This window comes from Providencia sp. JGM181 (genome assembly GCF_018257375.1).
In the GTDB taxonomy this organism is placed as follows: Bacteria; Pseudomonadota; Gammaproteobacteria; order Enterobacterales; family Enterobacteriaceae; genus Providencia; species Providencia lanzhouensis.
In genome coordinates this window covers 13,759-39,808 of sequence record NZ_JAERJY010000011.1, presented here as the reverse complement: position 1 = coordinate 39,808, position 26,050 = coordinate 13,759, and the positions used below count along the sequence as shown (strand labels likewise).

Genomic DNA, 26,050 nt, shown 5'->3' with positions numbered 1-26,050 from the left:
ATTAATTGGTTATACTATCTGTTGCTTATGAGAAGACTATCTGGTAACAGAGAAAAAAGGAATACGTTATGGCTGACGTAATATAAAAGAAGGATTAGGAAGAAAAATTCAGTAACGGGTATTTTTCCCAGATTTTCTTGAACCACGGAGTAAATTTTTCAGGATGAGTACTGATTTCTTGGGCTAAAGTTTCAAGGCTAATCCAGCAGGTAGCACTGACTTCTTCAGGATTAGGAATGACTTGATTGTCATAGTAGCCCACAAATAGGTGGTCATACTCATGCTCAATTAGCCCGCCATTCACATCAGCTTTATAAATAAACTCACCAACATGAGTTAATGAAGTTGAAAACCCGAGTTCTTCTGTTAAGCGGCGTAAAGCTGCATCATGGGTATCTTCTTGCGGCCTTGGATGGCTACAGCAGGAATTTGCCCACTGCCCAGCGGAATGATATTTATGAAATGCGCGTTGTTGAATGAGTAATTCGTTCTTACGGTTATAAATAAAGATAGAAAATGCACGATGTAGGCAGCCTTGCTGATGAGCAAGTAGTTTTGGCATGCTACCAATTGGTGTGTCTTGTTCATTAACTAAAATAAGTTGTTCTTCTATCATAAGGGTAATCTGTATCAGTAAGAGTCAAAGCAAGCTTATTATAACTGGAAAAAAATGACTTGTAGATTAGAGCTATTAATAGCCTTTGTTAATTTGTACAGTGAGATTGATAAGTGCATTCATAGCTAGATGAATCAATCATTTAGCTATGAATGAAGACGGTATTATGAAGAAATATTATTTTTGTTGGAGCACCCAGACAGCAGCTTCGACTCTAGATTTTAGATTTAGTTTTTTAAGTAAATGTTTTACATGTACTTTTACTGTACTCTCTGCGATATCTAAATTTCGAGCGATCATTTTATTTGATAGCCCTTGAGCGATAAGCTCTAAAATGTCGGATTCTCGTGGCGTTAATGCGATTGCATCGCTTTCATTTTGTGATTGATTTTCTCTTAATGATTCAGCAAGGACAGAGGTTAATGTCGGGCTAACCACCATTTTTCCACTTGCGGCTTCTTTGAGCGCGATAATCAGTTCTTCAGGTTCCATATCTTTTAGCAAATAACCATCAGCACCCCGCTTAAGCGCACTGATCAAATCATCACTATAATTCGATACGGTAAAGAGAATAATTCTGCCTGAAAGTTCACGTTTTCTGAGTTCATCTAGGGTTTCAAAGCCATTCATTCCGGGCATATTGAGATCTAAAAGGATCAGGTCAGGATCTTGTTCTTCCGCTATCTGGATACCCGTTTTGCCATCTCCAGCTTCACCGATAACTTTAAGTGAAGGCTCTAAGCTAATCAGCTGTTTTACACCATTTCGGAGCATTGGGTGATCATCAATAAGTAGGATCGTTGATTTTTCGGTCATTATATTTTTAGTCTCCATGAATGATTTGATCCGGTGTTTTAAATATCAAATGTTCTAAATATCAGATGCTTTAAATGTCAGATAAAGGGAATGTAACTTTCACTTCGGTTCCCCCTCCGGCACGTTGAGTAATGTAGCACTCGCCATTCAGGCTAAGTGCTCTTTCTCTCATAATAATGAGGCCATAATGGTTAAGTTTATTTGGATTGTCATCAATACCATTGCCATTATCATCAATTGTAATGGTGACAGTGCCTCTATGTTGGCTTAATGAAACTTTAGCCCAAGTTGCATTGGCATGCTTTAGAATATTACTTAGTGCTTCCCGAATTATTTGTATTATGTGGATAGATTGGTGTGGTGAGATACTTTTCGCTGGAATTTCATAATGAAGCTGAATATTAAAGCCAATACGCCCACTAAATTCACCTAAAGTACTTTTGAGTGAAGGTAATAGACCTGATTCAGTGAGTTTCAAGCGGAAAGTCGTTAATAATTCCCGTAACTGGCTGTATGCAGTATTAATTTCTGTACGCATCTCATTGAGCAAATGTAGCGTTGTTTCTGGTAATGGTTCTGGTTGCATTTGCAGATAGCTAATTTGCATTTTTAAACATGAGAGTGATTGCGCGATAGAGTCATGAAGCTCTCTGGCAATAGCGGCACGTTCATCCATAATTAGCAGCTGCTGCTGTTGCTCTATCTGTTGCTCCATGGTGAGCATACCTGAAATCTGTTTCGCTAGCATAAGAACCAATCTGTTTTTTTCATCAGAAAATGATTGTTTTTGCTCAATTTCACCAATAATTACACCATATCGGTGCATGTTATCAGAGAGATCCCACTGTAACGTTTGATATTCTTTTGCTGGATCATTGTGTAATGGATGCTGATTAGTGGAAGATAGCTTTGTTTTATCTATTTCGAGATTGGTCGTGGCATAAGAGATTTCATGAAAATATTGTTCATTGCTATCTTCATATAATTTGAGGCGTAGGTTCTCTAGCTGCGTAATGTTTTTCAGCTCTGTGAGAACTTTTTGTAATCTTGAATAAAGCGTTTCCGATGAGTGTAATATTTGATTTGATTGATAAAGATATGACAAAACCCGGTTTTTAGCGAGTAAGTCCGCGGTTTTTTCTGCCACACGTTCTTCGAGTTGGTGGTAACTTTGTGCCAGCTCATCAGACATATGATTGAGGGTTTCACCTAGGGCATTGAGCTCATCTTGCTTATTATTCTTCATGGGATAGCGCTGAGTAAAGTCTTTACGCCCAATAGCATTAACCATAGAAAGCAGTTTCATCCATGGGTAATAAATTTTTCGTCTCAAATGCCAGATTGTTCCCATCAACAGTAAAAAGACTAAGCTAATAAAAATAAGCTGAGTCATGGCAACGTAAGCTATTTTTTTCTCAGTTTTATCATCAATATTATGAACTAACTCATTGAGCATATTAACAAAAGTAATGACTTCATAACGGGCATCATCAGGTGAAGATGCTTTTGTGAGTGCGGGTCTTAAAGTGTTTAGCCAAAATTCATGTATTTTATTAAATTCAGGTGTAAGGTTTTCAATTTTAACCACTTGGGTGAGTTCGGGGCTGAGTAAGTCTTTCTCTAATTCATCAAGATAATTCTGACTATGCTGGTTTATGGGCGTTAAAGAAAGTAGGCGGTAACTTTGCATGCGCAAGGAACCTGATGTGTTAATGGCATGAGCATTGCCTTGTACACTGATGATCATACGGTTGGAAATTGTCATACCGATAATGCCTAAAACAGCAATAAGTAGCATTAACCCAATAACCTGGTTGATGATCGAAAATCGTCGGTAAAGTGTCGGCATTCTCTCTTTTTCCTGATACAAAATAAACTGACTATTACCATAATGTATTTAAGGATATTAGTCAGTTTTTAGCTTTATTTTGTTTTTTTAAATCGAGCAAAAAAGTTAATAATGAAAACAATAAGTAAACCGATAACTAGACCAAAAATTAAATTAAGAATAGAAGGAGTCAAAAATTGTAGTGTATTACCAACAACACTGATGCTGCCTGTCTTTTCTGCCATTTTTTCGATCCATAAATGCAGATAGGTAATTCCGTGAGTGAGTATCCCCCCTCCGACCATAAACATCGCGGCCGTTCCTACAACAGATAATGTTTTCATTAAATAAGGGGTTACATAAATTAACCCATTACCGCATTTACGCAGCAAAGTAGAGGCTTTTTTCTGTAGATAGAAGCCTAAGTCATCTAGTTTGACTATACCAGCAACTAATCCATACACCCCGACAGTCATGACAATGGCAATAATTGATAAAACTGCAAATTGGTTTAGGAGCGTTGTTGAAGAAACGATACCTAAAGTAATAGCGATAATTTCCGCCGATAAAACAAAATCAGTACGGATTGCACCTTTAATTTTTTGTTTTTCAAATGCTGCTATTTCTTGTTCTGAACGCTGAGCTTCTCGTGCTGCTTCTGATGGTGAGATTTCATGTTTGTGTAGATACTTATGGGCAAGTTTTTCAGCGCCTTCAAAGCAGAGATATGCGCCTCCAATCATTAATAATGGTGTGACTGCCCACGGAATGAAAGCGCTAATCAGTAATGCTAGTGGGACTAAAATGAGTTTGTTGATGAATGAGCCCTTTGCGACAGCCAAGACGACAGGGATCTCTCTTTCAGCGCGAACGCCTGTGACTTGTTGCGCATTTAAAGCGAGGTCATCACCCAGAACACCAGATGTTTTTTTTGCCGCCATTTTTGTCATCACGGACACATCATCTAAAACTGCTGCAATATCATCTAATAAGGCAAGTAAGCTACTTCCAGCCACAGGAGGATCCTTTTGTTAAGGTGAGGTATAATTGACATTTCTTAGGTAAGATAAGTCAAAATTAGTTCACAGCGATTTGATAATTTGAGTAATAATCGGGATAGGTAAAGTTGCTCTTATCATAACAGCTTTGATTTGATTATGAATTTTTCATGAAAAACAAGAATATGTTTTGTCATTATCATCATTTTTAATGAGCGTAAGGTTAATCCATGTCCCTTCAGCCTGTATTGAGTATCGTTGTTGCTGTTTATAACGGCGAAAAGTTTTTACCCCATTTTTTTGACAGCTTAATTGCCCAAAAGCTCGAAAACTGGGAACTGATCGTTGTGAACGATGGTTCAACAGATGATAGCGAATCAGTCATTCGTCAATACGAAGATAAGTTTGAGAATTTCAAAGTACTCACTCAGGAAAACGGTGGCGTTTCCGTTGCGCGTAATACCGGAATGGCTGTCGCAACAGGGAAATACATCACTTTCCCTGATATTGATGATGAAATTGATGCCAGAATGTATGGTCGTTTATTAGAGATTGCCTTAGTGGGGGATCTGGACGTAGCAACTTGCAATGGTACTTATGTGTACACCAATGGGGATGCGCCAAAAGCTATTTTTCCGCCAAATAAAGTGCCTTCTACTGGCGTGATCACGGGCCCTCAATGGCTGCAAATTGGCTTGAGCTCTCGTAAATTTCTCCATGTAACTTGGTTGAATCTGTATCGCTTGTCATTAATTAGAGAACACAATTTTTCCTTTGAACCAAGATTACACCATCAAGATATTCCTTGGACTACCGAAATGCTGCTCGTTGCTAAACGAGTGCAGTTTATCAATGAACAATATTATGAATATCTGATCCATAACCAATCCGTTTCTCACTCTTTAACCGGAGATGAGCGCTCAGTACGTAAGATCAATACCTATCTGAAGATCTTAGATATGTTGATGGATATCTATAAGCGCCATCCTGAAGAAGTGAAACAAGCACCGGCTTGCTTATGGCAAGTGGGGAAAGAAGGCTTAGGGGTTGTTTTAGCGCTATTAGCCATCAAGTCACCGGAAACGCAAAAGCAGATGGTTCAGCTGTTTTTCGATAAAGGTTACTGGGATATTGTTTGGAAGCATGCCACAACGCTGAAATTAAAGTGGCGTTTGATCCGTCGTTACAGCAAATTGAAGGCCATTATCAATAAATAGTTCTCTAGCAGCCTTTCGGGGCTGCTCTCTTTTATTACTCCTGTACTTTCTTCGATCCCCTTCAACTTATTAAATAATTGATAAAACATTATTAATATCCATGGCATATATTGTGATTTAATTAACATATTAATAACAAAAAAATTGAGCTTCCTCTCAGAATATGGTCTTTATAGGGTTATAGTTCGCCTGAATATACACGGTGATAAATTATTAATAAGTTAATGAGTGAGGGCTAAATGGATCATTATCTGCATAAATTACCTGACCTTATTGACTCCGTGGCAACCAACCAGTTTTACCCCAATTTGTTGTCATGGCTGTCCTCTTTTGTGGTCTTTGATAACGCCATTATTTATGCCTTTGAAAAAGAAGGTGCGCCGCGTTTTCTGTCGAAAGTTGAGAAGCGCAATAGTGACAGTATCAATCGTATTTATCAGCGTGGCGCTTATCTGATGGATCCTTTCTACCAAGAACTACAAAAAGGTGGCAGCTCGAAGGTGCTGACATTGAAAGAAGTTGCACCGAAAGGGTTTTATCATACTGATTATTATCTTAACTTTTATCGTAAGACCGGTTGGTGCGATGAGGCGGGGCTGTTGCTGGAGCTATCGGCCGATAAACAATTAGGTATTTTCTTTGGTAATGAAGACCAGCCTTTTCTTTCAGACGAAAATAAACAAGCCTCATTAAAAGAAGCCTTTGATATTATTCGAAGTATCGCTCGATTACATAAGGAAGTCGTGCCTAACTCAGTATCCAGCCATTACCGTAATACTGACTTACAAACTTGCTTTGGTTTGACGCCAAGAGAGTGTGAGGTCGTTGAATTAATTTTGGAAGGTAAAGGCTCCCCACAAATTGCCGAGGCGCTGTTTATTAGCTTGGGTACTGTCAAAAATCACCGCAAGAATATCTATCAAAAATTAGAGATTAACTCTCAAGTTGAATTGTTTAATTTATTAATGACTCCAATAAAACAGTAATTGAGTAGAGTTAGTGTATTTCTTGTATATATCAGATGGTTATACTAGATAACCTTGATAAAGCTTTATTTTTCAATTGATTGTATTTATCTCTTAGCAATGAAATACTCCTTGCCTTCATCCTTTACTAAAATATGTAATAATTTCTATTAATATAATAATAAATATTTATCCTTTTGAATTAAAACATAAAAGGTTTAAATTGATTTAATCTTATTTATAAGTAAATATTGTATCTACGTCACAAATGTTAACTTTATGTTTCGAATGTCCCTAAAGGGCTATGTAACTGTTAATGATTGGTTAAGATAATCAAGGTTATTGCAAGATACTAGATAGGGTATCCATTATGAATAACCAAGTAGAATCATTAACTTATTACTCAGCAACCAAAAAATATGATCTGCGTTTCCCAACTTTGAAAGAAGACATTGATGTGGATGTCGTGATCATCGGTGGTGGATTCTCAGGGATTAATACAGCATTAGAATTGTGTGAAAAGGGAATTACCAACATTGCTATCTTGGAAGGTCGCCATCTTGGTTATGGCGGTACAGGACGTAACGGTGGGCAAGTGATGGCTGGTATTGGTCATGACCTCGATGCGATTAAAAAACACGTTGGTTCTGAAGGTTTAGAAACGATTTTTAAACTGAGCAACATGGGCGCGGGGATCATGCGTGACCGTATCGCCAAATACAATATTGATGCGGATTTTTGCCATGGTTATGCCTACTTAGGTAGTAACAAGCGCCAAGAAAAAACATTGCGCAGTTGGCTTGCAGATTTTAAAGCCGTCGCGCCAGATGAAGAAATTGAATTTTATACAGGTTCAGATTTAAAGCAGATTATCGGATCTGACGCTTATACATGTGGAATCAAACACATGGGAGGCGGACATGTTCATTCACTTAACCTGTTACTGGGGGAAGCGAAAGCGGTGAGTGAATATGGCGCAAAAATTTTTGAAAACAGCCAAGTTTTGAATGTTGAGTACGGCGATACAGTAACGGTTCGTACCGCGATGGGTTCCGTGAAAGCGAAAAAAATGTTGTGGGCGTGCGATGGCTTCTTGAATGGTCTTGAGCCGACGTTATACCCAAAAACAATTAACACCTATGCTTATCAGTTAATGACGGAAGAGCTTTCCGATGAATTAATTGAACGCATTAGCCCAATTCGCGGGGCATACAGCGATATTCGCCCAGTCATCGATTACTACCGTGTAACAAACGAAAATCGCCTGCTATTTGGTAGCTCGACGTACTTTTTAGAATACATTCCATCCGACTTGAAAGAGTGGAACCGTAAATTGATGCTGAATGTTTTCCCATACCTGAAAGACGTCAAAATCGAGCTGGCATGGGGAGGTCCAATGGCGTGTAGTGCTAACTTATTCCCGCAAATTGGCACGATCCCTGGTCATAAAAACGTGTTCTACGTACAAGGCTATTCAGGCTTTGGTGTTACGCCAAGCCAGATCGTGTGCAAGGTGCTTGCTGAGGGAATGGTTGAAGGCTCCAGCCGCTATGACCTGATGAGTTCGATTCCTCATGCTGACATTATGGGGAAAGACAGCATGCGTAATGCCATTGTGTCACTTGCCAAGTGTTGGCATCAGTTATCAGGATATTGGCAAGGTCGCCGCTAAGTTTTCCTAAATTTAATGTCCATTTTTGATTTTATTACATAAGAGAAGGTAAGAAAGATGATCAGCCCATTACTGTTAAACAAAGCACTTCCTGAATTACTGAACATTGGTAGCGTGAGCAATTTAGGTTCTGTGGTTGTTGAAGGTGATCCACAAGCAAGCGTGGCGATGATCCACGGAGAGCCAACAGATAATCTGACTTGCGGTATTTTTGCTTGTACAACAGGCAAATTTAAGATGGTTTACCCATTTGATGAAATGGCAACTGTCCATGAAGGTTCGGTGAAATTAACCGACGTAAAAACAGGCGTCACCGTGGAATACCATAAAGGCGACTCTTGGTTTGCAGCCAAAGGCACTGAAGTACTTTGGGAAATCAGCGCACCACGTTTTGTAAAACACTATTTAGCCTGCGTGAATGCGTAATTTGATAAATTAACGAGGTGGAGATAACGATGAGTGAGTTAACCCTGTTACCAGAAGTTAGAGAATTCTTGAACCGTCAACACGGTCATTTTATTAATGGATTGCCTGTTTCTGGCAAGGGAGATGCTTATTTTGAAGTCGTGAATCCAGCCACCGAGCAAGTGATTGCGAAAGTGAAAGAAGGGACTTGCGAAGAAGTTGATGCAGCGATGAATGCGGCATATGCCGCATTTAAAGGCTCATGGGCAAATACCACGCCGATGGAACGAGGCAACTGTTTGAATCGTTTAGCGGATTTGCTCGAAAAACACTTAGAAGAATTAGCACAATTAGAAACCTTAAGTTCTGGGAAAACCATTCAGTTATCACGTTTTCTGGAAGTAGGTTCAGCGGCACAGTTTTTACGTTATTTTGCGGGCTGGGCAACCAAAATTAGCGGTGAAACCCTGAATGTTTCTTTGCCATCATTTAATGGCGAAAAATACTCGGCATTTACCCAGCGTGAGCCTGTCGGGGTGGTTGCTGGGATTATCCCATGGAACTTCTCCATTATGATTTCCATTTGGAAATTAGCGGCTGCATTGACATGTGGCTGCACGATTGTACTGAAGCCAAGTGAGTTTACCCCTCTGACCATGTTGCGCGTGGCTGAACTCGCTAAAGAAGCGGGTATTCCTGATGGTGTAATCAATATTGTAAATGGTGGTGGTCGCGAAGTGGGACCTGCTTTAATTAGCCATGAACTTTGTTCGAAAGTGACCTTTACAGGCTCAGTGCCGACTGGATTGGCGGTAGGGCGCTCAGCGATGGAAGGCAAACTGACTCGCGTCACATTAGAATTGGGCGGTAAAAATGGTGCAGCATTCTTAGCGGATTTATCCGTGGATAAGATTGTGAGCGGCATCATTGAAGCGGGTTATTTAAACCAAGGGCAAATCTGCGCAGCGGCAGAGCGTTTCTATATTCCATCTAAATTGATGGATACGGTTTTGGAAGCGCTAAAAACGCGTTTATCGGCAATGAAGGTTGGCTCGCCATTGGATGAAACCACAGAAATGGGACCATTAGCCAATAAAGCCCATTACGATAAGATCTTAAGCCTATTTGAAAAAGCACGCCAAGATGGCAGTGAAATTGTCTATGGCGGGCAGCCAATTGCTGGAGCGGGTTACTTTGTACCGCCTACGATTATTCGTGCAAATGGCCCTGATGATGTATTAATGAAAGAAGAGACATTTGGTCCTATCGGCACTTTCTTGGCTTATGATGATGAAGAAGAGCTGATTACGATGATGAATAGCACGCCATTTGGCTTGGCTGCGAGCGTATGGACAAATGATCTCAGCAAAGCAATGCGCATGGTTTCACAAATTGAAGCAGGAACCGTTTGGGTGAATATGCACACCTTCCTCGACCCAGCAGTGCCTTTCGGTGGTATTAAGTCCTCTGGAATTGGTCGTGAATTTGGTAGTGCATTCATCGAGCACTACACTGAATTAAAGTCCGTCATGGTGCGTTATTAGAGCGTTAGTGGTTTTGTTTTTTCTGTAAAGCAACAGTTTTCCCGGCCAATGCGCCGGGATTTTTTATAAAATTTTATCTTGGCGCAGTATAAATCCGGAGGAAACTAATTCTGTCCGGTTGCTCACATTGGCTTTGGTAAAAATATTGCGTAGATGGGTTTTTACAGTGGAAAGCGAAACACCCAACAGCAGCGCAATACGCTTATTACTGGCGCCTTCTCGCACTAAATGAATAATTTCTTGCTCTTTCGGGGTATAGGAAACCAGAGAATCGGGTCGCACATCAAATGTCATAAGCTCCGCAATTGGTAAGATTGCATTGAGCCTAATCACCTCTTCCGGCGTAAATGGCGTATCGCGTAGCACGGAAATTCCCGCCACAATCTTATTTTTACGGCGAATAAAAATCTCTGCCATATCTGCGATATGGTTTGGCTGCATAAAATCATGGAAGAAGGTTTGATCGTGCTGACGCATTTCCACTGGCATCTTCACTAAACGGAGATCCTCACCACGAAAATGGTCGGGATGTAGAGGATCGTGCTGGGAAAAGGCAGAGAGATACTCTTCATGCATACGCGCAGAAATTCCATACAGTACATGGTTTTCTGGCTGCCAGTGCTCATTTACTAGATAATAAACCGCCGCAGAAATAGGAATGATATGGGCAATTGTATTTAGGCAGCAGTCGATTAAGCCCTGTTGACTCTCACTAAATAGCGGTTGAACCATCATCATACCCCATCAAAATATACAGCTTACTATCATGCAATTTAATTCGATTAACATAAAGTAAACATGTTAATAACGTGAGCGTGGTTACACTATTTAAAACTTGTTTTTTATCGTTTAAAGGGAGTTTACTGCCTTTGGGTATCTTTCGTAGTGTGTTTGTTAATATGTTAATGAGGTTATTTTTTACTAACCATTGATATTTCAATGATTATTATATTATTTGAGTTTTAAAAGGGTACTTTTCGTTTTGGGCTCTGTGTGCTCCCCTCTCTCTGGGTATCGTTCTAAAGGACGATGGCGAGATGTTTAGGCTTATTTCTATAGTGAGAATGCAGTCACTTCATTTTTACAAAAAATTCACAATTTGGGCTGTAAGCAGAGAGAGGGAAGCAAAATGAATTTATCCTCAAAATTAACATCACACATTGAAAAAGGTAAGGTTGGCTTTCCAACAACGCTCGCCAGTTCGGTTGGCGTGATTATGGCAAGCCCTGTGATCCTCACTGTAACCAGTGGTTTTGGGATCGGCGGTGATACTTTTGCCTTAGCTGTTTTACTGAGCTTTATCATGATGCAGGCTCAATTAACCACATTCTCCGAAGCGGCGGCAATTTTACCGACCTCCGGTTCTGTTTACGACTATATCTCCTGCGGTATGGGGCGCTTTTGGGCGATTACAGGGGCACTGTCTGCCTATCTGATAGTTCACGTTTTTGCAGGTACAGCAGAGACCATTTTGTCCGGGATTATGGCGTTAGTGAACTTTGAAAGCCTGAATACAGTGCTGGAAACCAATAACTCCTCTTGGATGGTGGGGGTTGGTTTAGTTGTGGCATTCGGCTTATTGAATGCATTTGGTATCGAAGCTTTCGGCAAAGTGGAAGTGGTGCTCACTTTTGCAATGTGGAGCACGTTGGTGATTTTCAGTATTTGTGGGCTGCTGATGCCATTCCATGTTTCTGCAGAAGGCTGGTTTGGTCAAGGGCTGAATATTTCTGACCCGACCCTTGTTCTTAGCTTTGTGGGAATGGCGATGTTTATGTTTGTCGGCTGTGAATTAGTGACACCGATGGCGCCGGAAATTAAAAATTCAGCCAAAGTGATCCCGCGTGCGATGGCGATTGGTTTATGTGGCGTGGCATTCTGTATGTTCCTGTTTGGTGCGGCACTGACAAACCAAGTCGAAAACGTGATTGTTGACCCTCAAAATGGTGTGAGCCTATTAGAAACACCGATGGCTATTCCTGCGTTTGCTGGGCAAATTATGGGTGACTTCGGTAAATACTGGATTGGAATCGCCTTATTGCTGGCGGGTGGGGCAACTATCAATACATTGATGGCGGCAGTTCCACGCATTCTTTACGGCATGGCATTAGATGGTGCATTACCAAAAGTGTTCGCTTATTTACACCCTCGCTTTAAAACGCCAGTGTTTGGTATTTTAGTGGCGGTGATGATCCCATGTTTACACGCATTTGCTATCCAAGGGGATTTAGACCGTATTATCCCGTTGGTGCTGGCGGCTGTGTGCTCGTGGGGAACGGCATACTTATTAGTGACGATTTCTGTGGTGTTATTACGTATTCGTCGCCCTGATTTGCATCGTGCTTATCGCTCACCATTCTTCCCTATCCCTCAAATTATTTCGAGTGTGGGGATTATTCTAGCGATTGTTTACATCACGCCGCCGGGCATGAATAAAGCGGACGTGTATATTCCATTTGCCATTATGTTGGGATTAACCGCGAGTTATGCATTAGGTTGGACCGTGTTAGTGCAGAAAGTGAATCCATTTAAGCCCGTTCCGGTTGAACAAGTATTGTCCAACTCATTTGACGATGACAATGCAGAGGAGGTGGAACTTGAGCCTTTACGTAACCTTGCCTAAGTCACCATGGTGGAAAAGGTTAACTCAAAAACGCCTCCCGACAGGGTATCAAGCTGGGTTAACTTTAAATCGGATTGAGAAAGATATCGCTCCTTATGTTTGTGAGTGGGAGGCGCCTGGAGTGTTGCTCATCCAATTGCCTCAAGGTATTAAAGTGGAAGTGACTGAGCGTGTGAAAACCTTGTTTATGGCGTTTATTGTGCATAGTCGCTTTGCAGTTTCGGGAAAATGTGACAGTGCGCTGGTGGCACAGATTGATGTGAAAACAGCAGGGTCAGCGCGGAAAAAACACGTTCAGTTCACGACTCAACAAACGGAAGGGAAATTTTTGGTCGAAAGCTTAGAGCAGTACCCCGTGATCCGCCAAACTTTCGAAGAGCTAGATTTCACTCACTGTCATATTGCTGTCAAAAATGGCGTTTGGCGTTGCGAAATTGAGCCTTACACAGCTTCTGAAATGGTTAGTCGGATCCCTGCTGCTCGGCGTTATTTACGTTTGACTGATCAGCAGCGACATCGCTTATTAAGCGCACTACAGCTGATTTCTCAACTCATGAGCCAACAAACACCTCATCAATAATTTTTTCTCATCGATAACGCCCTGATTGGGCGTTTCGCTTTTATGATTGTTATGTTTATGGCTGCTATGTTTATGACAATCATCTTTATATCGACATAAAACCGTCATTCAACTGTCATCTGGCTGCTCTAGCATGCTGGTCAATTATTCGAAGTATATTCACTCTTCTTTTTATTGATTGGCAAGGATAAAAGTTATGACAGGTAATTTTATGAAATCTATGTTAGCCGTCGCTGTAAGTACGTTAATTTTAGGAACTGCAATCCCCGCTTATGCCGCGGATAAAAATGATGCAGTTTCAGAAAGTCGCGCTGCAAAAGGGGATATCACTAAGTTTGGTGGTGCTCGCCGTTTATCGACTGAACAGACGGATATCATGAAAGCGGCACTGCATAATGGTCAAGCAAAGAACGTCATTTTATTTATCGGCGATGGTATGGGGGATTCTGAAATTACCGTCGCACGTAACTATGCTGAAGGGGCTGGCGGTTTCTTTAAAGGAATCGATGCATTGCCAATCACTGGACAATACACCCATTACGCATTAGATAAGAAAACACAAAAACCAGACTATGTAACTGATTCTGCGGCATCTGCAACAGCATGGTCATCCGGTGTGAAAACCTATAACGGCGCTTTAGGGATTGATGTATTCGGTAAAGACCATGACACATTGATTGAAATTGCGAAACGGAATGGTAAAGCAACGGGTAACGTAACGACATCTGAGATCCAAGATGCAACGCCAGCGGCTCAGTTTGCTCATGTGACGGGGCGCAAATGTTACGGTCCTGAAGAGACCAGCGAAAAGTGTGCAACCAATGCGCTGGAAAATGGCGGTCGTGGTTCTATCTCTGAACAGTTAATGATCACTCGTGCCGATGTCACATTAGGTGGCGGTGCGAAAAGTTTTAAGCAGGAAGCTAAAGCGGGTGATTACAAAGGGAAAACCTTGGAAAAACAAGCGGAAGAGCGAGGCTTCACTATCGTTCGTGATGCTAAGTCACTCGATGCAATCAAAGAAGCTAACCAAGATAAACCTGTGTTAGGTCTGTTCCATGATGGCAACATGACTGTGGCGTGGGAAGGTCCAAAAGCCACTTATCACGGTAACTTAAATAATGCAGCATTAGAGTGTAAACCGAATTCTAAACTAGACCCGAATGCACCGACATTAGCGCAAATGACTGAAAAAGCGATTGATTTATTGAAAGTAAATCCGAATGGCTTCTTCTTACAAGTTGAAAGCGCTTCTATCGATAAGCAGGATCATAAAGCGAACCCATGTGGTCAAATTGGTGAGACTGTCTCGCTGGACCAAGCGGTACAAGTGGGCTTAGATTTTGCTAAGAAGCACGGTGATACGCTGGTTATCGTGACCGCTGACCACTCGCATTCTAGTCAAATTATTCCAGACGGAACTAAATCATCAGGCTTAACTCAAGCGCTGATTACTAAAGATGGTACCGTGATGACCGTGAACTACGGTAACTCTGAAGAAGAAGATTCACAGGAGCATACAGGTGCTCAGCTACGTGTAGCAGCCTATGGTCCACATGCCGCGAACGTAATGGGTCTGACTGACCAAACCGATTTGTTCTTTACCATGCGCGATGCGATGGGATTGAAGCAATAAACCAACCCCTGTAGTTAAAAGTTCTCTGCGGCAGGATGCTACAGAGAACTTTTTTGTTTATAAAGTCCAATAAATCCTCATTAAGTTTCCTTCCTCATGCCCTGATTTCTTTTTGATTGTGTAGCCTGTATGCTCTCTATGTATCCGATTTATATAGCCTTTATACAAGCATTAAGAGACCAATAAAAATGAGAATAACACGCGAGCTCACGCGGGATGAGATCCCAAATGTGTGGTCGATTGATAGAACTGAATTGATTGAACACCTTTATCTTCACCAACAAGGAGAGTTAGTTCTTTCCGCTCAACGTTTTGATATGAAAGGTTGGCCGGAAGGTGAAACCGATGCATATACCCCGCATTTGCTGGAAAGTTATGATAATGGCGCTGTTTTCTTTGGTATTTTTGATAATGAAAAACTAATCGCCGCAGCGAGTTTAGATAATGTATGGCGAGGGGAAAATCAGGATCTGTTGCAGCTCTCTTTTCTTCATGTTAGCCACCAATATCGTGGTGAAGGGCTGGGCGGCCAGCTTTTCAAACTTTGCCAGCAGAGGGCGTTGAAGAAAGGCGCTGGTGGGTTGTATGTTTCTGCAACCCCTTCCGAAAATACGGTGCATTTTTATCAATATATGGGCTGTGAACTGCTCGAAAAGCCCGATCCTGTGCTGTTTGCGCTAGAGCCTGAAGATATTCACTTTGTTTGTACTTTTGAGTGATATTTTTACCGTGGGGGAAATATTTTCCTCACAAAAATTTGATTGATTTTTATAGAAACGCAGATATTATTGATAATCATTATCATCTTTAGCGAAATTATAGGCTAATTAAGAGTTAGCTAAAGACTCGTTAGCTATAAATGGGAGACGTTATGGGAACTAGCGTATCAAAAGCAACTGGGTTGCGGCGTATTGGCGCTGGTTTGTGGGGCGTCTTCGCGGTGGTATTACTGAGTATTATGTATCTGCTGAGCAATATGGGGTTTGATCCACTGAAAGTGGCGATGATCACCTTGATGATTGCGACGGCTGGCATGCTGTTTAATCGAGGTTCTCGCCGTTTATTAATTATTCCAGCAGTGATGTCTTTAGGTTGTTTCTTGCTGATTTTTATTATGCGAAGCTAAGATTGTCTAAGCGATATTTAGGCTAGGAGTATTGCGCGAGTGGCTATCAAGGATTGAACATCTGAGGATTAAATCATAAGGCTACGAATCATTAACAGTGGTGCGAAAGGGGGGACTTGAACCCCCACGTCCATAGGACACTAACACCTGAAGCTAGCGCGTCTACCAATTCCGCCACCCTCGCAAATACTGTCAAAATTCTTTCTATTGATACTGATTTCTATAATGAGCTGCGAAGAGCAGTCAACGCATAGATAATTGAAATTATGAAGAGTAAGTGGTGCGAAAGGGGGGACTTGAACCCCCACGTCCAAAGGACACTAACACCTGAAGCTAGCGCGTCTACCAATTCCGCCACCCTCGCAATACTAACTCTTTTGCATAATTGCTCATGCATCAATAGTACGGTGCGGATTTTAGGCTAATTTGCGCAGACGTCAATAAATTTTTATCGGCGCTATCTTGTTTGATGAAAAAACGGCCAACTTATAAAGTTGACCGTTAGAAACAAAATAGACAATGAGATAATTTCGCCGTTTTAGCGCTTAATGGCTTCGTAAACTTTGAATTTACCTGTCTTAGCCAGAACCACATGACCGCCAAACGCTTTATCCAGTAAGTCAGGATAAGGTAAAAATGCATTCGCCACGATCCGTAAGCGTCCGCCTTTTTTCAGGTGCTTAGGTGCTTGGAAAATAAGTGTTTCTACCGCGTTATAGCTGGTATTGATCCCATCATGGAACGGCGGGTTAGAAATGATCCAATCAAATTTATCATCAACATCGGAATAGACGTCGCTTGGGATCACTTTTCCGGTCAGGTTGTTGGCCGCTAATGTTGCCGTAGCGGAATCAATCGCGGATGCGCTGACATCACTTAGGGTTAAGGTGACACCCGGATTTTGTGAGCCGATGACCGCGGCGAGTACGCCGTTACCGCAAGCCAGATCAAGCACATTACCGCTCATTGGCTCAGTCAATGTGGAGAGCAGTAAATCACTACCGATATCTAACTCGTTATGGCTGAATACACCTGGAAGTGCATGAATTTTCACATTATCAACCTGATAGTTACGCCACCAGCGCTTAATATCAAATTCGGTTGGTTGCTCTAATTCACCGTAATAGAGCCCACAGCGGCGTGCGGAATCAATTTTTTGCAGTGTCGCAATCCCTTCCATTATCGCTTCGGCACTTTTTACGCCGCTGCGGTTTTCGCCGACGATAAAAATTTGGCTGCCAGCAGCAAGATGGGTACATAAATCATCAAGTTGGAACGCGGCTTCTTGTTTGTTCTTAGACCAAAAGTAAATTAAGGTGTCGCAAGGTTTAACGAATTCCGCGGTTGCTGTTGAAGCAAACAGAACATTTTCACCCAATGCCGGCTGTAAGTTTTTCCAGCGATGGTACTGGTTAGTGAGCACGCGCACGCTGGCGGCTTCTAAAATTGCACCCAGTTCATCCTGAATATCGCCTGCCAAAAGAACATGACGATCGGTAAAGTGCTCTAAATGGCGTTGAATAACTTCGCTGGCGGGTGTCAGTAATGACATATTCTGTCTATCTCCTAAAATGAATATAACCACGCGGACTACCTTACCAGAAAAAAGATAAATAGCATTGCTCTGTTGGCGCTATTAATCCCCTTTGATAAGATGTGGTTGTTAACTAACGACTGGGTAAAGCAATGACACGACGTGACAGACTTTTAGAACAAATGGGGATCACTCAATGGATGGTGAGAAATCCGGCTGTGTTACGTGGTGAACGTGGTGTACGCATTCCTGAGTCGACTAAGCTTATTATTATCACTGATGAGAACCTTGATTTAAACAGCCAGCTGTTAAAAGATATTTTTCTCACAATGAAGATCGATGAGATTGACGTTGTGTGCATTAATTCCGATCAGCTCAAACTCATTCCAACACCAATAACAATACCTTGTTGGGTGATAGGGGATGGCATTCATCCCGAAGGTTCAAAAGTCACATTTCTTTCTCCTGTTTTGTCTGAACTGATAGCAAGCAGCAATGCTAAACAGGCACTATGGAAACAAATTTATCAATATGATGAAAATTTCAACACTCAAGCAATCTGATCTCGCGACAGCCTTCTTAATTGAAAAGTTAAGTCATGATTTTCCATGGACTGAGCGAGTTTTTTATGGCAACCAAGGTGAAAAATACCATAATCTAAAAATATCAGTTAATAATCAAATTGTTGGGTATGCAATAACTCAGTATGTATTAGATGAAGCTACGCTGTTCAATATTGCCATTCACCCTGATTTTCAAGGACATGGCTATGGACGAATGCTATTAGAAAGATTAATTCACGATCTTGTTAATCGAGGGATTTCAACCCTGTGGTTGGAAGTGCGAGAATCGAACGCTTCTGCTATTCATCTTTATGACAAACTTGGCTTTCAACAGGCGACAGTGCGCAAAGACTATTATCCGACAAAAACAGGCCGAGAAGATGCGTTAGTACTGGCATTAACCTTGTTCAGCGAAGATATGTTTAGTCAAAAAGCGTAATACATTCTTCTAAAGAAAAACCACGGTAGCCTGAAGTGATCCCATAAAATCAGCAGCCACCGTGGTTTTTTTATGTCTTAACGAACCTATAATTTATGATTTTTCTGTTTCTGTGAAGATAGGTTTTCTCAGGCGCCCAACTTTTTCTCTCAGGCTCCTTTTGACTTTGGCCGTGGCTTTGACTTCTTCATTCAAACCTTTATAGGTTGAGTAGCACATAATCAACATTAACACCGAAAGTGGGATTGCTGTGGCGACAAGCGCGGACTGTAAACCCGTTAGCCCTCCCGTCATTATAAGCACGATAGCAATTGCTGCAATGACCACTCCCCAGATAGTTTTGGTCACGTGACTTGGATTTGGATTACCATTTTCACTGACCATACCTAAGACGAATACCGCTGAGTTTGCTGACGTAATAAAGAACACCATCACCAAGACCATGGCTAAAATACTAATCAACGTCGGAGCAGGGAAATAATCTAAGAATTTAAACAGTGCAGACGTGACATCGGTTTTGACTGCATCTGCTAAGGCCACTTCACCGAGATTTTGGATGATATGGATGGCTGAGCCGCCCATTACCGCAAACCAAGCAAATGAACCTAATACCGGAATAAATACTGCACCGATCATGAACTCTTTGATTGTACGACCTTTGGAAATACGCGCGACGAAGCTACCTACTAATGGCGCCCATGCAATCCACCAGCCGAAGTAAAACAGTGTCCAGTTAGCAATCCACGAACCATCATTATAAGGCTCAGTACGGAATGACATGCTGACGAAATTTTGCATGTAATCTCCGATACCTTGGAACAGTACTTTCAAGATAGTTTGTGTTGGACCGGCAAACAGAATAAACCCCATTAATGCGAAGGCAAGCAACATGTTGAGGTTAGAAAGATGCTTGATGGCGCCCTGTAATCCTGAAATGGTAGAGGCGATATAAATAACAGTCACAACGGCAATAATCGCGATTTGAATATAAATACTAACAGGCAAACCCCACAAATAGTGCATTCCGCTGTTGACTTGTAACGTACCAAATCCGAGGGATGTGGCGATACCAATCACAATGGATAACACGACCAGTACATCCACCCATTTTCCAATTGACCCTTTAATACGATTGCCAATTAATGGATAAAACACGGAACTTAATGAGGATGGTAATTTTTTTCTGAATTGGAAAAAAGCTAAAGAAACCCCGACTAAGGCATAACACGCCCAAGCCGAAACACCCCAATGCAAATAGACATATTGCATCGCTGTTTTTGCGGATTGCTCCGTCATTCCAGGTCCCATTGGTGGGCTGATGTAATAAGAAACGGGCTCTGCGACTCCCCAGAATACTAAGCTGATCCCTATGGATGCGCTGAACAGCATGCCGACCCAAGTGGCAGTGTTGTACTCCGGCTTGTCATTATCATCGCCTAAGCGAATATGACCAAATTTCGAAAATCCAAGGTACATACAGAAGCTAAAAAAAATGAATACAGCACCAAGGATAAACCAACCTAAGTTGTTATAGATAAAGCTCAGTGCAGAGTGTGAAAATGTTTCCAGTTTATCGGGAATAAAAGCCCCTAAGCCGATGAGGATCAGGCTAAAAGCGAGGGATACGTAAAATACAGACCTTTTATGATTCATCATACCTCTTCTCCAGTTGCTCACTTCTTTATTATCTCTTTTGTTGAGTCGTTATTTTGCAGGTGATGCTTACTTTGGGTTTACAGAGAATAGCCATGCAAAGATTACCCAGTCAACAACTAATTAACTAAACATTAACATTGTAATTATTGAATTATGTCTCAACTGATTGAATTGAAATGTTAATAATTTTATTTATAAAAACTACTGAGATTTTGTTTGATCATTATTGCGATCTTCGTTAACATCCGCCTAAAATATGTTAACTATAAGTTTACAAAAAGAGAGGGCAATTATGAGCAATGCAGCTAAAGTCATTTCGATTAATGATCACCTTGATATAGATAATGCATGGACTATCCCTGCACGTTATTACACATCCGAAGACATTTTTGATTTTGAAAAAGAAAAAATCTTTGCTAACTCATGGGTTTGTGTTGGTCATGTGAGCGAAGTAAAAGAAAAAAATGCCTATATTACTCGCCAATTAATCGGTGAAAGCCTTGTGATTGTTCGTGGTCGTGATGATGTTCTGCGCGGCTTCTACAACGTTTGCCCACACCGTGGTCATCAATTAATCAGTGGTGATGGCGGGAAAATGAAAAATGTGATTACCTGCCCTTACCATGCCTGGGCATTCAAGTTGGATGGGAAGTTGGCGCATGCAACCAACTGTGAAAACGTGAATAACTTTGAAGCGGATGCGATGTCACTAAGTTCTTTCCATGTGACTGAGCACGCAGGTTTTATCTATGTAAACCTGACGGACGGTGAGCCTCAGCCAATTGAAGAGCAGCTACCTGGTTTAGCAAAAAAAATGGAAGAAGCGTGCGCGGTTATCAATGACCTGAAATTAGCAGCGCGTTTTGTTAGCCATACTCCAGCTAACTGGAAAACCATCGTTGATAACTACATTGAATGCTATCACTGCCCGACTAACCACGTTAGCTTTGCCAGTTCGGTGGATGTGAATGTGTATGAGCATTTGCTTAAAGATAATTGGACGGTACAAATCGGCAAAGCCAAGCCATCTGAATCTTCTTATCAGTTCGATGAGTCAGTATTAGACCCGCGCTTCTTTGGTTTTTGGATTTGGCCAAGCACCATGTTCAATATGCCTCCTGGCGGCGATTTTATGACGGTGATTTATGAATTCCCTGTGAATGCGGGCGAGACATTGCAGCATTACGATATCTATTTCCTGAATGAAGAGCTGACTGAATATCAGAAAAATTTAGTGGAATGGTACCGCACGGTATTCCGCCCTGAAGATTTACGTTTGGTGGAAAGTGTACAAAAAGGTCTGCGTTCCCGTGGATATCGTGGTCAAGGGCGCATTATGGCTGATAGACAACGCAGTGGGATCAGTGAGCACGGTGTTGCTCATTTCCACAAAATTGTGGCTGGCGCTCATACGGAATAATCGCAAGGGATGGGAGACGTGACGATGAACAGGTTAAAACATGCCGCGCTATTTCGCCAAGCCTGCTATATCAATGGTCGCTGGGTGGAAGCGGAGAAAACAATTCCCGTGACAAATCCTGCCTCTCAAACTGTGCTGGGCACCATTCCCAGCCTAACAGCGACGCAGGTTGATGAAGCCATTGAACAAGCCCATGCCGCGATGGCGGGATGGAGCCAATTAACTGCGAAAGCGCGCTCAATTATTTTGCGCCGTTGGTTTGAGTTGATTGAGGCAAATATTGATGATCTTGGGTTGTTGATGACTCTTGAGCAAGGTAAGCCGCTGCATGAAGCAAAAGGCGAAATTCGTTATGCCGCCTCTTTTATTGAGTGGTTCGCAGAAGAAGGAAAACGTGTTTATGGGGAAACTATCCCACAAACTGTTGGAACTAATCGCCTTTCTACGATTAAGCAGCCCATTGGCGTGTGCAGTGCAATTACGCCATGGAATTTCCCTGCGGCGATGATCACGCGTAAAGCGGCACCCGCCCTTGCAGCAGGGTGCAGTATCATCATCAAGCCCGCTACCGAAACACCATTTACCGCATTGGGACTGGCTCAACTTGCCGATGAAGCGGGGATCCCTGCGGGTATTTTTAACGTGGTGACTGGAGAATCACGTATTTTAGGGGAAAGGCTGACCAAACATGCGCTGATCAGTAAGTTTTCTTTTACGGGTTCCACCCAAGTGGGGCGTGTATTAGCGGAGCAATGTGCATCGACTATCAAGAAAACATCGCTTGAATTAGGTGGAAACGCACCATTTATTGTTTTCGAGGATGCGGATATTGATAAAGCGGTCACTAGCGCCATTCAAGCCAAATTCCGTAATGGTGGGCAAACCTGTGTCTGCGTTAACCGTTTTTATCTTCATGATGCCATTTTTGATGAATTTGAACGAAAGTTTGTGGCACAAGTAGCCAAGTTGAGAGTCGGTAATGGCGTGGATGCTGGTGTTGATATTGGACCGATGATCACCACTAAGGCGATTGATGGAATGAACCAACTGCTTGAGAATGCCCTTGCTAAAGGTGCTCGCCGAGTGACATTAGGTTCTGAAATTGAGGAGCATGGCCATTTTATCAATCCGAAAGTGCTGGTGGATGTCGATGATTCAATGGATATCGTCCATGAAGAGATTTTTGGCCCGATTGCCACATTGATTCGGTTTACTGATGAAGGTGACGTTCTCCGCCGTGCCAATAACACCATTTATGGTTTAGCCGCTTACTTCTTTTCTCGGGATGTAAACCGTATTTACCGAGTGGCTGAAAAGCTGCAAAGCGGCATGGTTGGGATCAATACCGGTTTGATTTCAAACGAAGTGGCTCCGTTTGGTGGGGTTAAGCAGTCGGGGCTAGGTAAAGAAGGCTCCCATTATGGTATCGATGATTATTTAAGCATCAAATATTTGTGCCTTGATATCGCGTAACGGAAAAAGGAACTGTGATGAGCCAACAAAAAATAGCGGTGAATGTTAGCCGAATTGAACAGGTCAGCCCAACCATTAAAATGTTCGAATTCGTGGCGCAAGAAGGACAACTTAACCCGTTTAGCGCGGGTAGCCATGTCACGGTTCACATGGATGAGCAAACTGGGCTACAACGTGCTTATTCATTAATAAGCGACCCTCAGCAGTGCGAACGTTACTGTATCTCTGTTTTGCGTGATCAAAACTCGAAAGGGGGTTCTGTTTTCATGCACGATAACATTGCGCAGGGGGATGCACTCTATTTATCCCCTGCGCAAAATTTTTTCGCATTAGCACAAGAGCAGAGCAGTAAACATATTTTGATCGCAGGAGGGATTGGGATCACACCATTTTTATCCTATTTGTATGAGCTTGAGCACTCAGGAATGGATTTTGAGCTTCATTACGGGTTCAGTGATAAAGCGACGGCAGCGTTTGTTGATGAATTGCAGGCGCGTATTGGCTCCCGTTTACACACTTATGATAAATCCCAAGGTCAACGGATGCCTGTTGCCACATTAATCCAATCCCAACCTAAAAATAGCCATGTGTATGTCTGTGGGCCTGAAAGACTGATTAATGAAGTCATTGAACAGGGCAATCAGCATCTTGGCAGCGCACGAGTGCATTTTGAAAATTTTGGGGAGGTGGCGAGTGGAGGGGACTCTTTTGAAGTGCATTTTCAGCGCTCAGGATTTAGTTTGCAAGTTGCAGAAGATCAATCCATTTTGCAGGTTATCGAAGCGGATAAGCGCATAAAGGTGGAATGTATGTGCCGCAATGGTGTGTGTGGAACCTGTGAAACGGCAATTTTGGAAGGGGAAGCCGACCATCGTGATTTGTATCTTGACGATGATGAGAAAGCGGAGCAAAAAACCATGATGCTGTGTGTTTCTCGAGCGAAGGGCAAACGGCTGGTGTTGGATTTATGATGGCGAATGTGTAGGTTGATAGCCGGAAAGCCCCAGTTTAATCACTGGGGTTTTTGCTGATATTTACGAGGGTTTTAGTTCAAACATTAAGAAGGATTGATGCTCATCATTAAGATGATGGTAGGCGGTGATCTGCTTGTCCTGAAACACAATTTGCCCACGGCCTGTTTGGATAACATCGTCGAGCCATGTTTTATGATTAATGGCTAACTGATAGAGAAGGCGCTGTAAGGCTAAATAATCAATATCTGTTGATTGGCTTTTAAGATTACTGGCGAGGATTTCTCCGGCTTTGTCGGTAAAGGCAACCAAATGTTGGAAGTGTGTCAGTAACACATCAAAATAGCATTTGATTTTTCGTAGACGTAACTCATTGTTTTTGCGCTCAGTATTATCCAAGCTGATCCCAACTAATTTTGTGACTTTGCCGTTAGGTCCTTTAACGCCCGCGGCTCTGGATGTTATCCAGCGGTAGTCACCTTCCCAGTTGATTTTAAAATCCATTTCATGGGCGCCGCCTTCTTTAATAATTTTGGAGTAACCATTGACGAGCTTATCTTTGGATGCCGGATCCATTAACGCCCAGAAATCTTCGTTGGTGGTGATTTTTATGCCGTACACCGCTTCAACGTTATCGGAATAATTCAGTTCGCCAGTCAATAAATCCCATTCCCAAGTGACGATCTCCGCCGATTCTTGTAAATGCACTTCGTTGATATTGCGCGTGCTGCCTACTCCAGATAAGGAATGTTGGGATTGCGTATATTCACCATACTTGAGCCAAATCTTATCGACATCGAGTAAGTCTGCCAGCTTATTGAGGTTATCTTCGTCAATCATGCCGCCTTTTGTCCATTTATTGACGGCAGTACGGGAAACACCAAGCTGTTCCCCAACTTTTAACTGGCTCATTTTTTTCTGTTTTAATAGCTTGAGTAAGCGCTCTTTAAAAGTCTCTGGTTCGGTCATTAATGGGCATCCAATTGGTTATATTCATCCCCAAAGATGGGTGGTAAATGGGTGGCGAGATACTTTTCAAGATTTTCAATGAAAACTCTAAGACTAGCACTATTACGTAAACTACGTGAATAGACAGCAAAAACGTCAGCACCTTGATGCCATTGTGGTAGAACGCGCACTAATTTTCCTGACTGAAGTTCAGGAAGTACACTCCAAAGTGAACGTAATAAAATTCCTTCACCGCTGAGACACCACTGTTTGGCGACTTCACCGTTATTGACCATTAATTTACTATTCGGTGTGATGGTCATGCTTTCTTGTTGGTGCTCTAGTTTCCAGATTGCGGGAGCTTGATTGCGCTCTTTGATGGTAATGCACAAATGTTTCTGCTCTAGCTCTTGGGGCAAAGAAGGCTGTCCATATTTTTGAATATATGCAGGTGAGGCACAAAGTACTCGGCTATTGCGGGCTAACCGGCGTGCAATAAATTGATCCGAAATGGTGCCGCCAATGCAGATATCAAGATCGATGTTTTCACTGATGATATCGACAGATCGATCCGTTAACGTCAGATCAATACCTAAAAGAGGATAATCAGCACGTAATGCCAGAATAAAGGGATTCAGATAGGTGCTACCAAAGCCTGTACTGCAACTGATGCGCAGCTCTCCGCTGATCTCCTCGCGGCAAGCTTGTAATTCTCCCTGCATACGTTCCAATTCTTCCAGTAACCGCTCACTACTATGCAGAACAATTTTCCCTTCAGGCGTCAATTGAATGGCGCGAGCATTACGGAAAAACAGCGTTTGCCCTAAGTTTTCTTCCAGTAATTTAATGCGTTTCGATATATAGGCTGGAGATACCAATAGTTGCTCTGCCGCTTGAGAGAAGCTCATCAATCGGGCGGCGGTGACAAATACACGGATATCTTCAAGCAAAGGTAGCTTGTTCATAGTTTGTAAACCTAGGGATTACAGTTCATGCCTATACTTTATCACAGCAAGCCAT

General features: G+C 42.1%; 24 protein-coding genes and 2 tRNA genes. 15 read left to right on the top strand and 11 right to left on the bottom strand.

Going from position 1 to position 26,050, the window contains the following annotated elements:
- Positions 1-94: 94 nt before the first annotated feature.
- The 4 genes from idi to JK188_RS03365 form a co-directional block, all read right to left on the bottom strand.
- Entirely contained in the window at positions 95-616 is a 522-nt protein-coding gene (gene idi, locus JK188_RS03380; RefSeq protein WP_154599534.1) for an isopentenyl-diphosphate Delta-isomerase, read from the bottom strand.
- Positions 617-793: 177 nt separating this feature from the next.
- Positions 794-1,432 carry a two-component system response regulator NarL gene (narL, locus tag JK188_RS03375; protein WP_036950165.1) on the bottom strand — a complete coding sequence of 213 codons (639 nt, stop codon included), beginning with the start codon at positions 1,430-1,432 and terminating at the stop codon, positions 794-796.
- 70 nt (positions 1,433-1,502) lie between these two features.
- The gene (gene narX / locus JK188_RS03370) at positions 1,503-3,281 is read right to left on the bottom strand and encodes a nitrate/nitrite two-component system sensor histidine kinase NarX (RefSeq protein ID WP_211886769.1); all 1,779 of its coding nucleotides are present in this window, start codon (positions 3,279-3,281) and stop codon (positions 1,503-1,505) included.
- Between the two features lie 74 nt (positions 3,282-3,355).
- Positions 3,356-4,276, bottom strand: a complete 921-nt coding sequence (locus JK188_RS03365) for a DUF808 domain-containing protein (protein WP_211886767.1) — start codon at positions 4,274-4,276, stop codon at positions 3,356-3,358.
- Positions 4,277-4,488: 212 nt separating this feature from the next.
- Between JK188_RS03365 and JK188_RS03360 the strand changes: the two genes are divergently transcribed.
- The 5 genes from JK188_RS03360 to JK188_RS03340 all read left to right on the top strand — a co-directional run bounded on the left by JK188_RS03360 (position 4,489) and on the right by JK188_RS03340 (position 10,061).
- Positions 4,489-5,475, top strand: coding sequence for a glycosyltransferase (locus JK188_RS03360; protein ID WP_036950171.1), 987 nt, complete (start codon positions 4,489-4,491; stop codon positions 5,473-5,475).
- A 239-nt stretch (positions 5,476-5,714) separates the two neighbouring features.
- Entirely contained in the window at positions 5,715-6,461 is a 747-nt protein-coding gene (locus JK188_RS03355; RefSeq protein ID WP_036950174.1) for a helix-turn-helix transcriptional regulator, read from the top strand.
- A gap of 349 nt (positions 6,462-6,810) precedes the next feature.
- Positions 6,811-8,112, top strand: a complete 1,302-nt coding sequence (locus JK188_RS03350) for an NAD(P)/FAD-dependent oxidoreductase (protein WP_036950176.1) — start codon at positions 6,811-6,813, stop codon at positions 8,110-8,112.
- A gap of 57 nt (positions 8,113-8,169) precedes the next feature.
- Positions 8,170-8,538, top strand: coding sequence for a cupin domain-containing protein (locus tag JK188_RS03345; RefSeq protein ID WP_036950178.1), 369 nt, complete (start codon positions 8,170-8,172; stop codon positions 8,536-8,538).
- Positions 8,539-8,567: 29 nt separating this feature from the next.
- A complete protein-coding gene (locus JK188_RS03340) occupies positions 8,568-10,061 on the top strand; it encodes an aldehyde dehydrogenase family protein (protein WP_132496111.1) in 1,494 nt (497 codons plus the stop codon).
- A gap of 63 nt (positions 10,062-10,124) precedes the next feature.
- On the opposite strand, the gene JK188_RS03335 is transcribed toward JK188_RS03340, so the two are convergent.
- On the bottom strand, positions 10,125-10,793 hold the full coding sequence (locus JK188_RS03335; RefSeq protein WP_132496283.1) for a helix-turn-helix transcriptional regulator: 669 nt from the start codon (positions 10,791-10,793) through the stop codon (positions 10,125-10,127).
- Positions 10,794-11,190: 397 nt separating this feature from the next.
- Between JK188_RS03335 and JK188_RS03330 the strand changes: the two genes are divergently transcribed.
- The 5 genes from JK188_RS03330 to JK188_RS03310 all read left to right on the top strand — a co-directional run bounded on the left by JK188_RS03330 (position 11,191) and on the right by JK188_RS03310 (position 16,026).
- Positions 11,191-12,684, top strand: a complete 1,494-nt coding sequence (locus JK188_RS03330; protein WP_036950184.1) for an APC family permease — start codon at positions 11,191-11,193, stop codon at positions 12,682-12,684.
- Positions 12,659-13,264, top strand: coding sequence for a DUF3156 family protein (locus JK188_RS03325; protein ID WP_249215467.1), 606 nt, complete (start codon positions 12,659-12,661; stop codon positions 13,262-13,264). The genes JK188_RS03330 and JK188_RS03325 overlap by 26 nt, the downstream gene beginning before the upstream one ends.
- A 196-nt stretch (positions 13,265-13,460) precedes the next feature.
- The gene (phoA, locus tag JK188_RS03320) at positions 13,461-14,900 is read left to right on the top strand and encodes an alkaline phosphatase (protein ID WP_211886765.1); all 1,440 of its coding nucleotides are present in this window, start codon (positions 13,461-13,463) and stop codon (positions 14,898-14,900) included.
- Between the two features lie 188 nt (positions 14,901-15,088).
- Positions 15,089-15,619: a GNAT family N-acetyltransferase gene (locus JK188_RS03315; RefSeq protein WP_211886763.1), complete on the top strand. Its 531-nt coding sequence runs from the start codon at positions 15,089-15,091 to the stop codon at positions 15,617-15,619.
- 152 nt (positions 15,620-15,771) lie between these two features.
- Entirely contained in the window at positions 15,772-16,026 is a 255-nt protein-coding gene (locus JK188_RS03310; RefSeq protein ID WP_036950193.1) for a DUF1435 family protein, read from the top strand.
- Positions 16,027-16,124: 98 nt separating this feature from the next.
- Here the strand turns inward: JK188_RS03310 and JK188_RS03305 are convergent.
- The 3 genes from JK188_RS03305 to rsmC all read right to left on the bottom strand — a co-directional run bounded on the left by JK188_RS03305 (position 16,125) and on the right by rsmC (position 17,578).
- Positions 16,125-16,210, bottom strand: a tRNA-Leu gene (locus tag JK188_RS03305).
- A gap of 94 nt (positions 16,211-16,304) precedes the next feature.
- A tRNA-Leu gene (locus JK188_RS03300) sits at positions 16,305-16,390 on the bottom strand.
- 174 nt (positions 16,391-16,564) lie between these two features.
- Positions 16,565-17,578, bottom strand: coding sequence for a 16S rRNA (guanine(1207)-N(2))-methyltransferase RsmC (gene rsmC / locus JK188_RS03295; RefSeq protein WP_211886761.1), 1,014 nt, complete (start codon positions 17,576-17,578; stop codon positions 16,565-16,567).
- Positions 17,579-17,712: 134 nt separating this feature from the next.
- On the opposite strand from rsmC, the gene JK188_RS03290 reads away from it, so the two are divergent.
- Both JK188_RS03290 and rimI read left to right on the top strand, forming a co-directional pair.
- Positions 17,713-18,123, top strand: a complete 411-nt coding sequence (locus tag JK188_RS03290; protein ID WP_211886759.1) for a DNA polymerase III subunit psi — start codon at positions 17,713-17,715, stop codon at positions 18,121-18,123.
- A complete protein-coding gene (gene rimI / locus JK188_RS03285) occupies positions 18,092-18,562 on the top strand; it encodes a ribosomal protein S18-alanine N-acetyltransferase (protein WP_036950199.1) in 471 nt (156 codons plus the stop codon). The genes JK188_RS03290 and rimI overlap by 32 nt, the downstream gene beginning before the upstream one ends.
- 93 nt (positions 18,563-18,655) lie before the next feature.
- On the opposite strand, the gene JK188_RS03280 is transcribed toward rimI, so the two are convergent.
- Positions 18,656-20,218 (bottom strand): BCCT family transporter, encoded by a 1,563-nt coding sequence (locus JK188_RS03280; RefSeq protein ID WP_211886757.1) that lies wholly within the window; start codon positions 20,216-20,218, stop codon positions 18,656-18,658.
- 292 nt (positions 20,219-20,510) lie between these two features.
- On the opposite strand from JK188_RS03280, the gene JK188_RS03275 reads away from it, so the two are divergent.
- From JK188_RS03275 to JK188_RS03265, 3 genes are read left to right on the top strand one after another with little or no spacing between them, the layout of a single operon-like run.
- Positions 20,511-21,638 (top strand): aromatic ring-hydroxylating oxygenase subunit alpha, encoded by a 1,128-nt coding sequence (locus JK188_RS03275; protein ID WP_211886755.1) that lies wholly within the window; start codon positions 20,511-20,513, stop codon positions 21,636-21,638.
- A gap of 24 nt (positions 21,639-21,662) precedes the next feature.
- Positions 21,663-23,111: an NAD-dependent succinate-semialdehyde dehydrogenase gene (locus JK188_RS03270; protein ID WP_211886753.1), complete on the top strand. Its 1,449-nt coding sequence runs from the start codon at positions 21,663-21,665 to the stop codon at positions 23,109-23,111.
- A gap of 17 nt (positions 23,112-23,128) precedes the next feature.
- Positions 23,129-24,082: a PDR/VanB family oxidoreductase gene (locus JK188_RS03265; RefSeq protein ID WP_211886751.1), complete on the top strand. Its 954-nt coding sequence runs from the start codon at positions 23,129-23,131 to the stop codon at positions 24,080-24,082.
- A 63-nt stretch (positions 24,083-24,145) separates the two neighbouring features.
- Here the strand turns inward: JK188_RS03265 and JK188_RS03260 are convergent, their stop codons facing one another.
- Together JK188_RS03260 and JK188_RS03255 are read right to left on the bottom strand one after the other, a co-directional pair.
- Positions 24,146-25,051 (bottom strand): helix-turn-helix domain-containing protein, encoded by a 906-nt coding sequence (locus JK188_RS03260; RefSeq protein ID WP_211886749.1) that lies wholly within the window; start codon positions 25,049-25,051, stop codon positions 24,146-24,148.
- Positions 25,051-25,995, bottom strand: a complete 945-nt coding sequence (locus JK188_RS03255; protein WP_211886747.1) for a LysR substrate-binding domain-containing protein — start codon at positions 25,993-25,995, stop codon at positions 25,051-25,053. The genes JK188_RS03260 and JK188_RS03255 overlap by 1 nt, the downstream gene beginning before the upstream one ends.
- Positions 25,996-26,050: the final 55 nt, after the last annotated feature.

Bases quoted from the DNA above. Each gene is read 5' to 3' on its own strand.
- idi (WP_154599534.1), bottom strand. From the start codon at position 616: ATGATAGAAGAACAACTTATTTTAGTTAATGAACAAGACACACCAATT.
- narL (WP_036950165.1), bottom strand. From the start codon at position 1,432: ATGACCGAAAAATCAACGATCCTACTTATTGATGATCACCCAATGCTC.
- narX (WP_211886769.1), bottom strand. From the start codon at position 3,281: ATGCCGACACTTTACCGACGATTTTCGATCATCAACCAGGTTATTGGG.
- JK188_RS03360 (WP_036950171.1), top strand. From the start codon at position 4,489: ATGTCCCTTCAGCCTGTATTGAGTATCGTTGTTGCTGTTTATAACGGC.
- JK188_RS03355 (WP_036950174.1), top strand. From the start codon at position 5,715: ATGGATCATTATCTGCATAAATTACCTGACCTTATTGACTCCGTGGCA.
- JK188_RS03350 (WP_036950176.1), top strand. From the start codon at position 6,811: ATGAATAACCAAGTAGAATCATTAACTTATTACTCAGCAACCAAAAAA.
- JK188_RS03345 (WP_036950178.1), top strand. From the start codon at position 8,170: ATGATCAGCCCATTACTGTTAAACAAAGCACTTCCTGAATTACTGAAC.
- JK188_RS03340 (WP_132496111.1), top strand. From the start codon at position 8,568: ATGAGTGAGTTAACCCTGTTACCAGAAGTTAGAGAATTCTTGAACCGT.
- JK188_RS03335 (WP_132496283.1), bottom strand. From the start codon at position 10,793: ATGGTTCAACCGCTATTTAGTGAGAGTCAACAGGGCTTAATCGACTGC.
- JK188_RS03330 (WP_036950184.1), top strand. From the start codon at position 11,191: ATGAATTTATCCTCAAAATTAACATCACACATTGAAAAAGGTAAGGTT.
- phoA (WP_211886765.1), top strand. From the start codon at position 13,461: ATGACAGGTAATTTTATGAAATCTATGTTAGCCGTCGCTGTAAGTACG.
- JK188_RS03315 (WP_211886763.1), top strand. From the start codon at position 15,089: ATGAGAATAACACGCGAGCTCACGCGGGATGAGATCCCAAATGTGTGG.
- JK188_RS03310 (WP_036950193.1), top strand. From the start codon at position 15,772: ATGGGAACTAGCGTATCAAAAGCAACTGGGTTGCGGCGTATTGGCGCT.
- rsmC (WP_211886761.1), bottom strand. From the start codon at position 17,578: ATGTCATTACTGACACCCGCCAGCGAAGTTATTCAACGCCATTTAGAG.
- JK188_RS03290 (WP_211886759.1), top strand. From the start codon at position 17,713: ATGACACGACGTGACAGACTTTTAGAACAAATGGGGATCACTCAATGG.
- rimI (WP_036950199.1), top strand. From the start codon at position 18,092: ATGATGAAAATTTCAACACTCAAGCAATCTGATCTCGCGACAGCCTTC.
- JK188_RS03280 (WP_211886757.1), bottom strand. From the start codon at position 20,218: ATGATGAATCATAAAAGGTCTGTATTTTACGTATCCCTCGCTTTTAGC.
- JK188_RS03275 (WP_211886755.1), top strand. From the start codon at position 20,511: ATGAGCAATGCAGCTAAAGTCATTTCGATTAATGATCACCTTGATATA.
- JK188_RS03270 (WP_211886753.1), top strand. From the start codon at position 21,663: ATGAACAGGTTAAAACATGCCGCGCTATTTCGCCAAGCCTGCTATATC.
- JK188_RS03265 (WP_211886751.1), top strand. From the start codon at position 23,129: ATGAGCCAACAAAAAATAGCGGTGAATGTTAGCCGAATTGAACAGGTC.
- JK188_RS03260 (WP_211886749.1), bottom strand. From the start codon at position 25,051: ATGACCGAACCAGAGACTTTTAAAGAGCGCTTACTCAAGCTATTAAAA.
- JK188_RS03255 (WP_211886747.1), bottom strand. From the start codon at position 25,995: ATGAACAAGCTACCTTTGCTTGAAGATATCCGTGTATTTGTCACCGCC.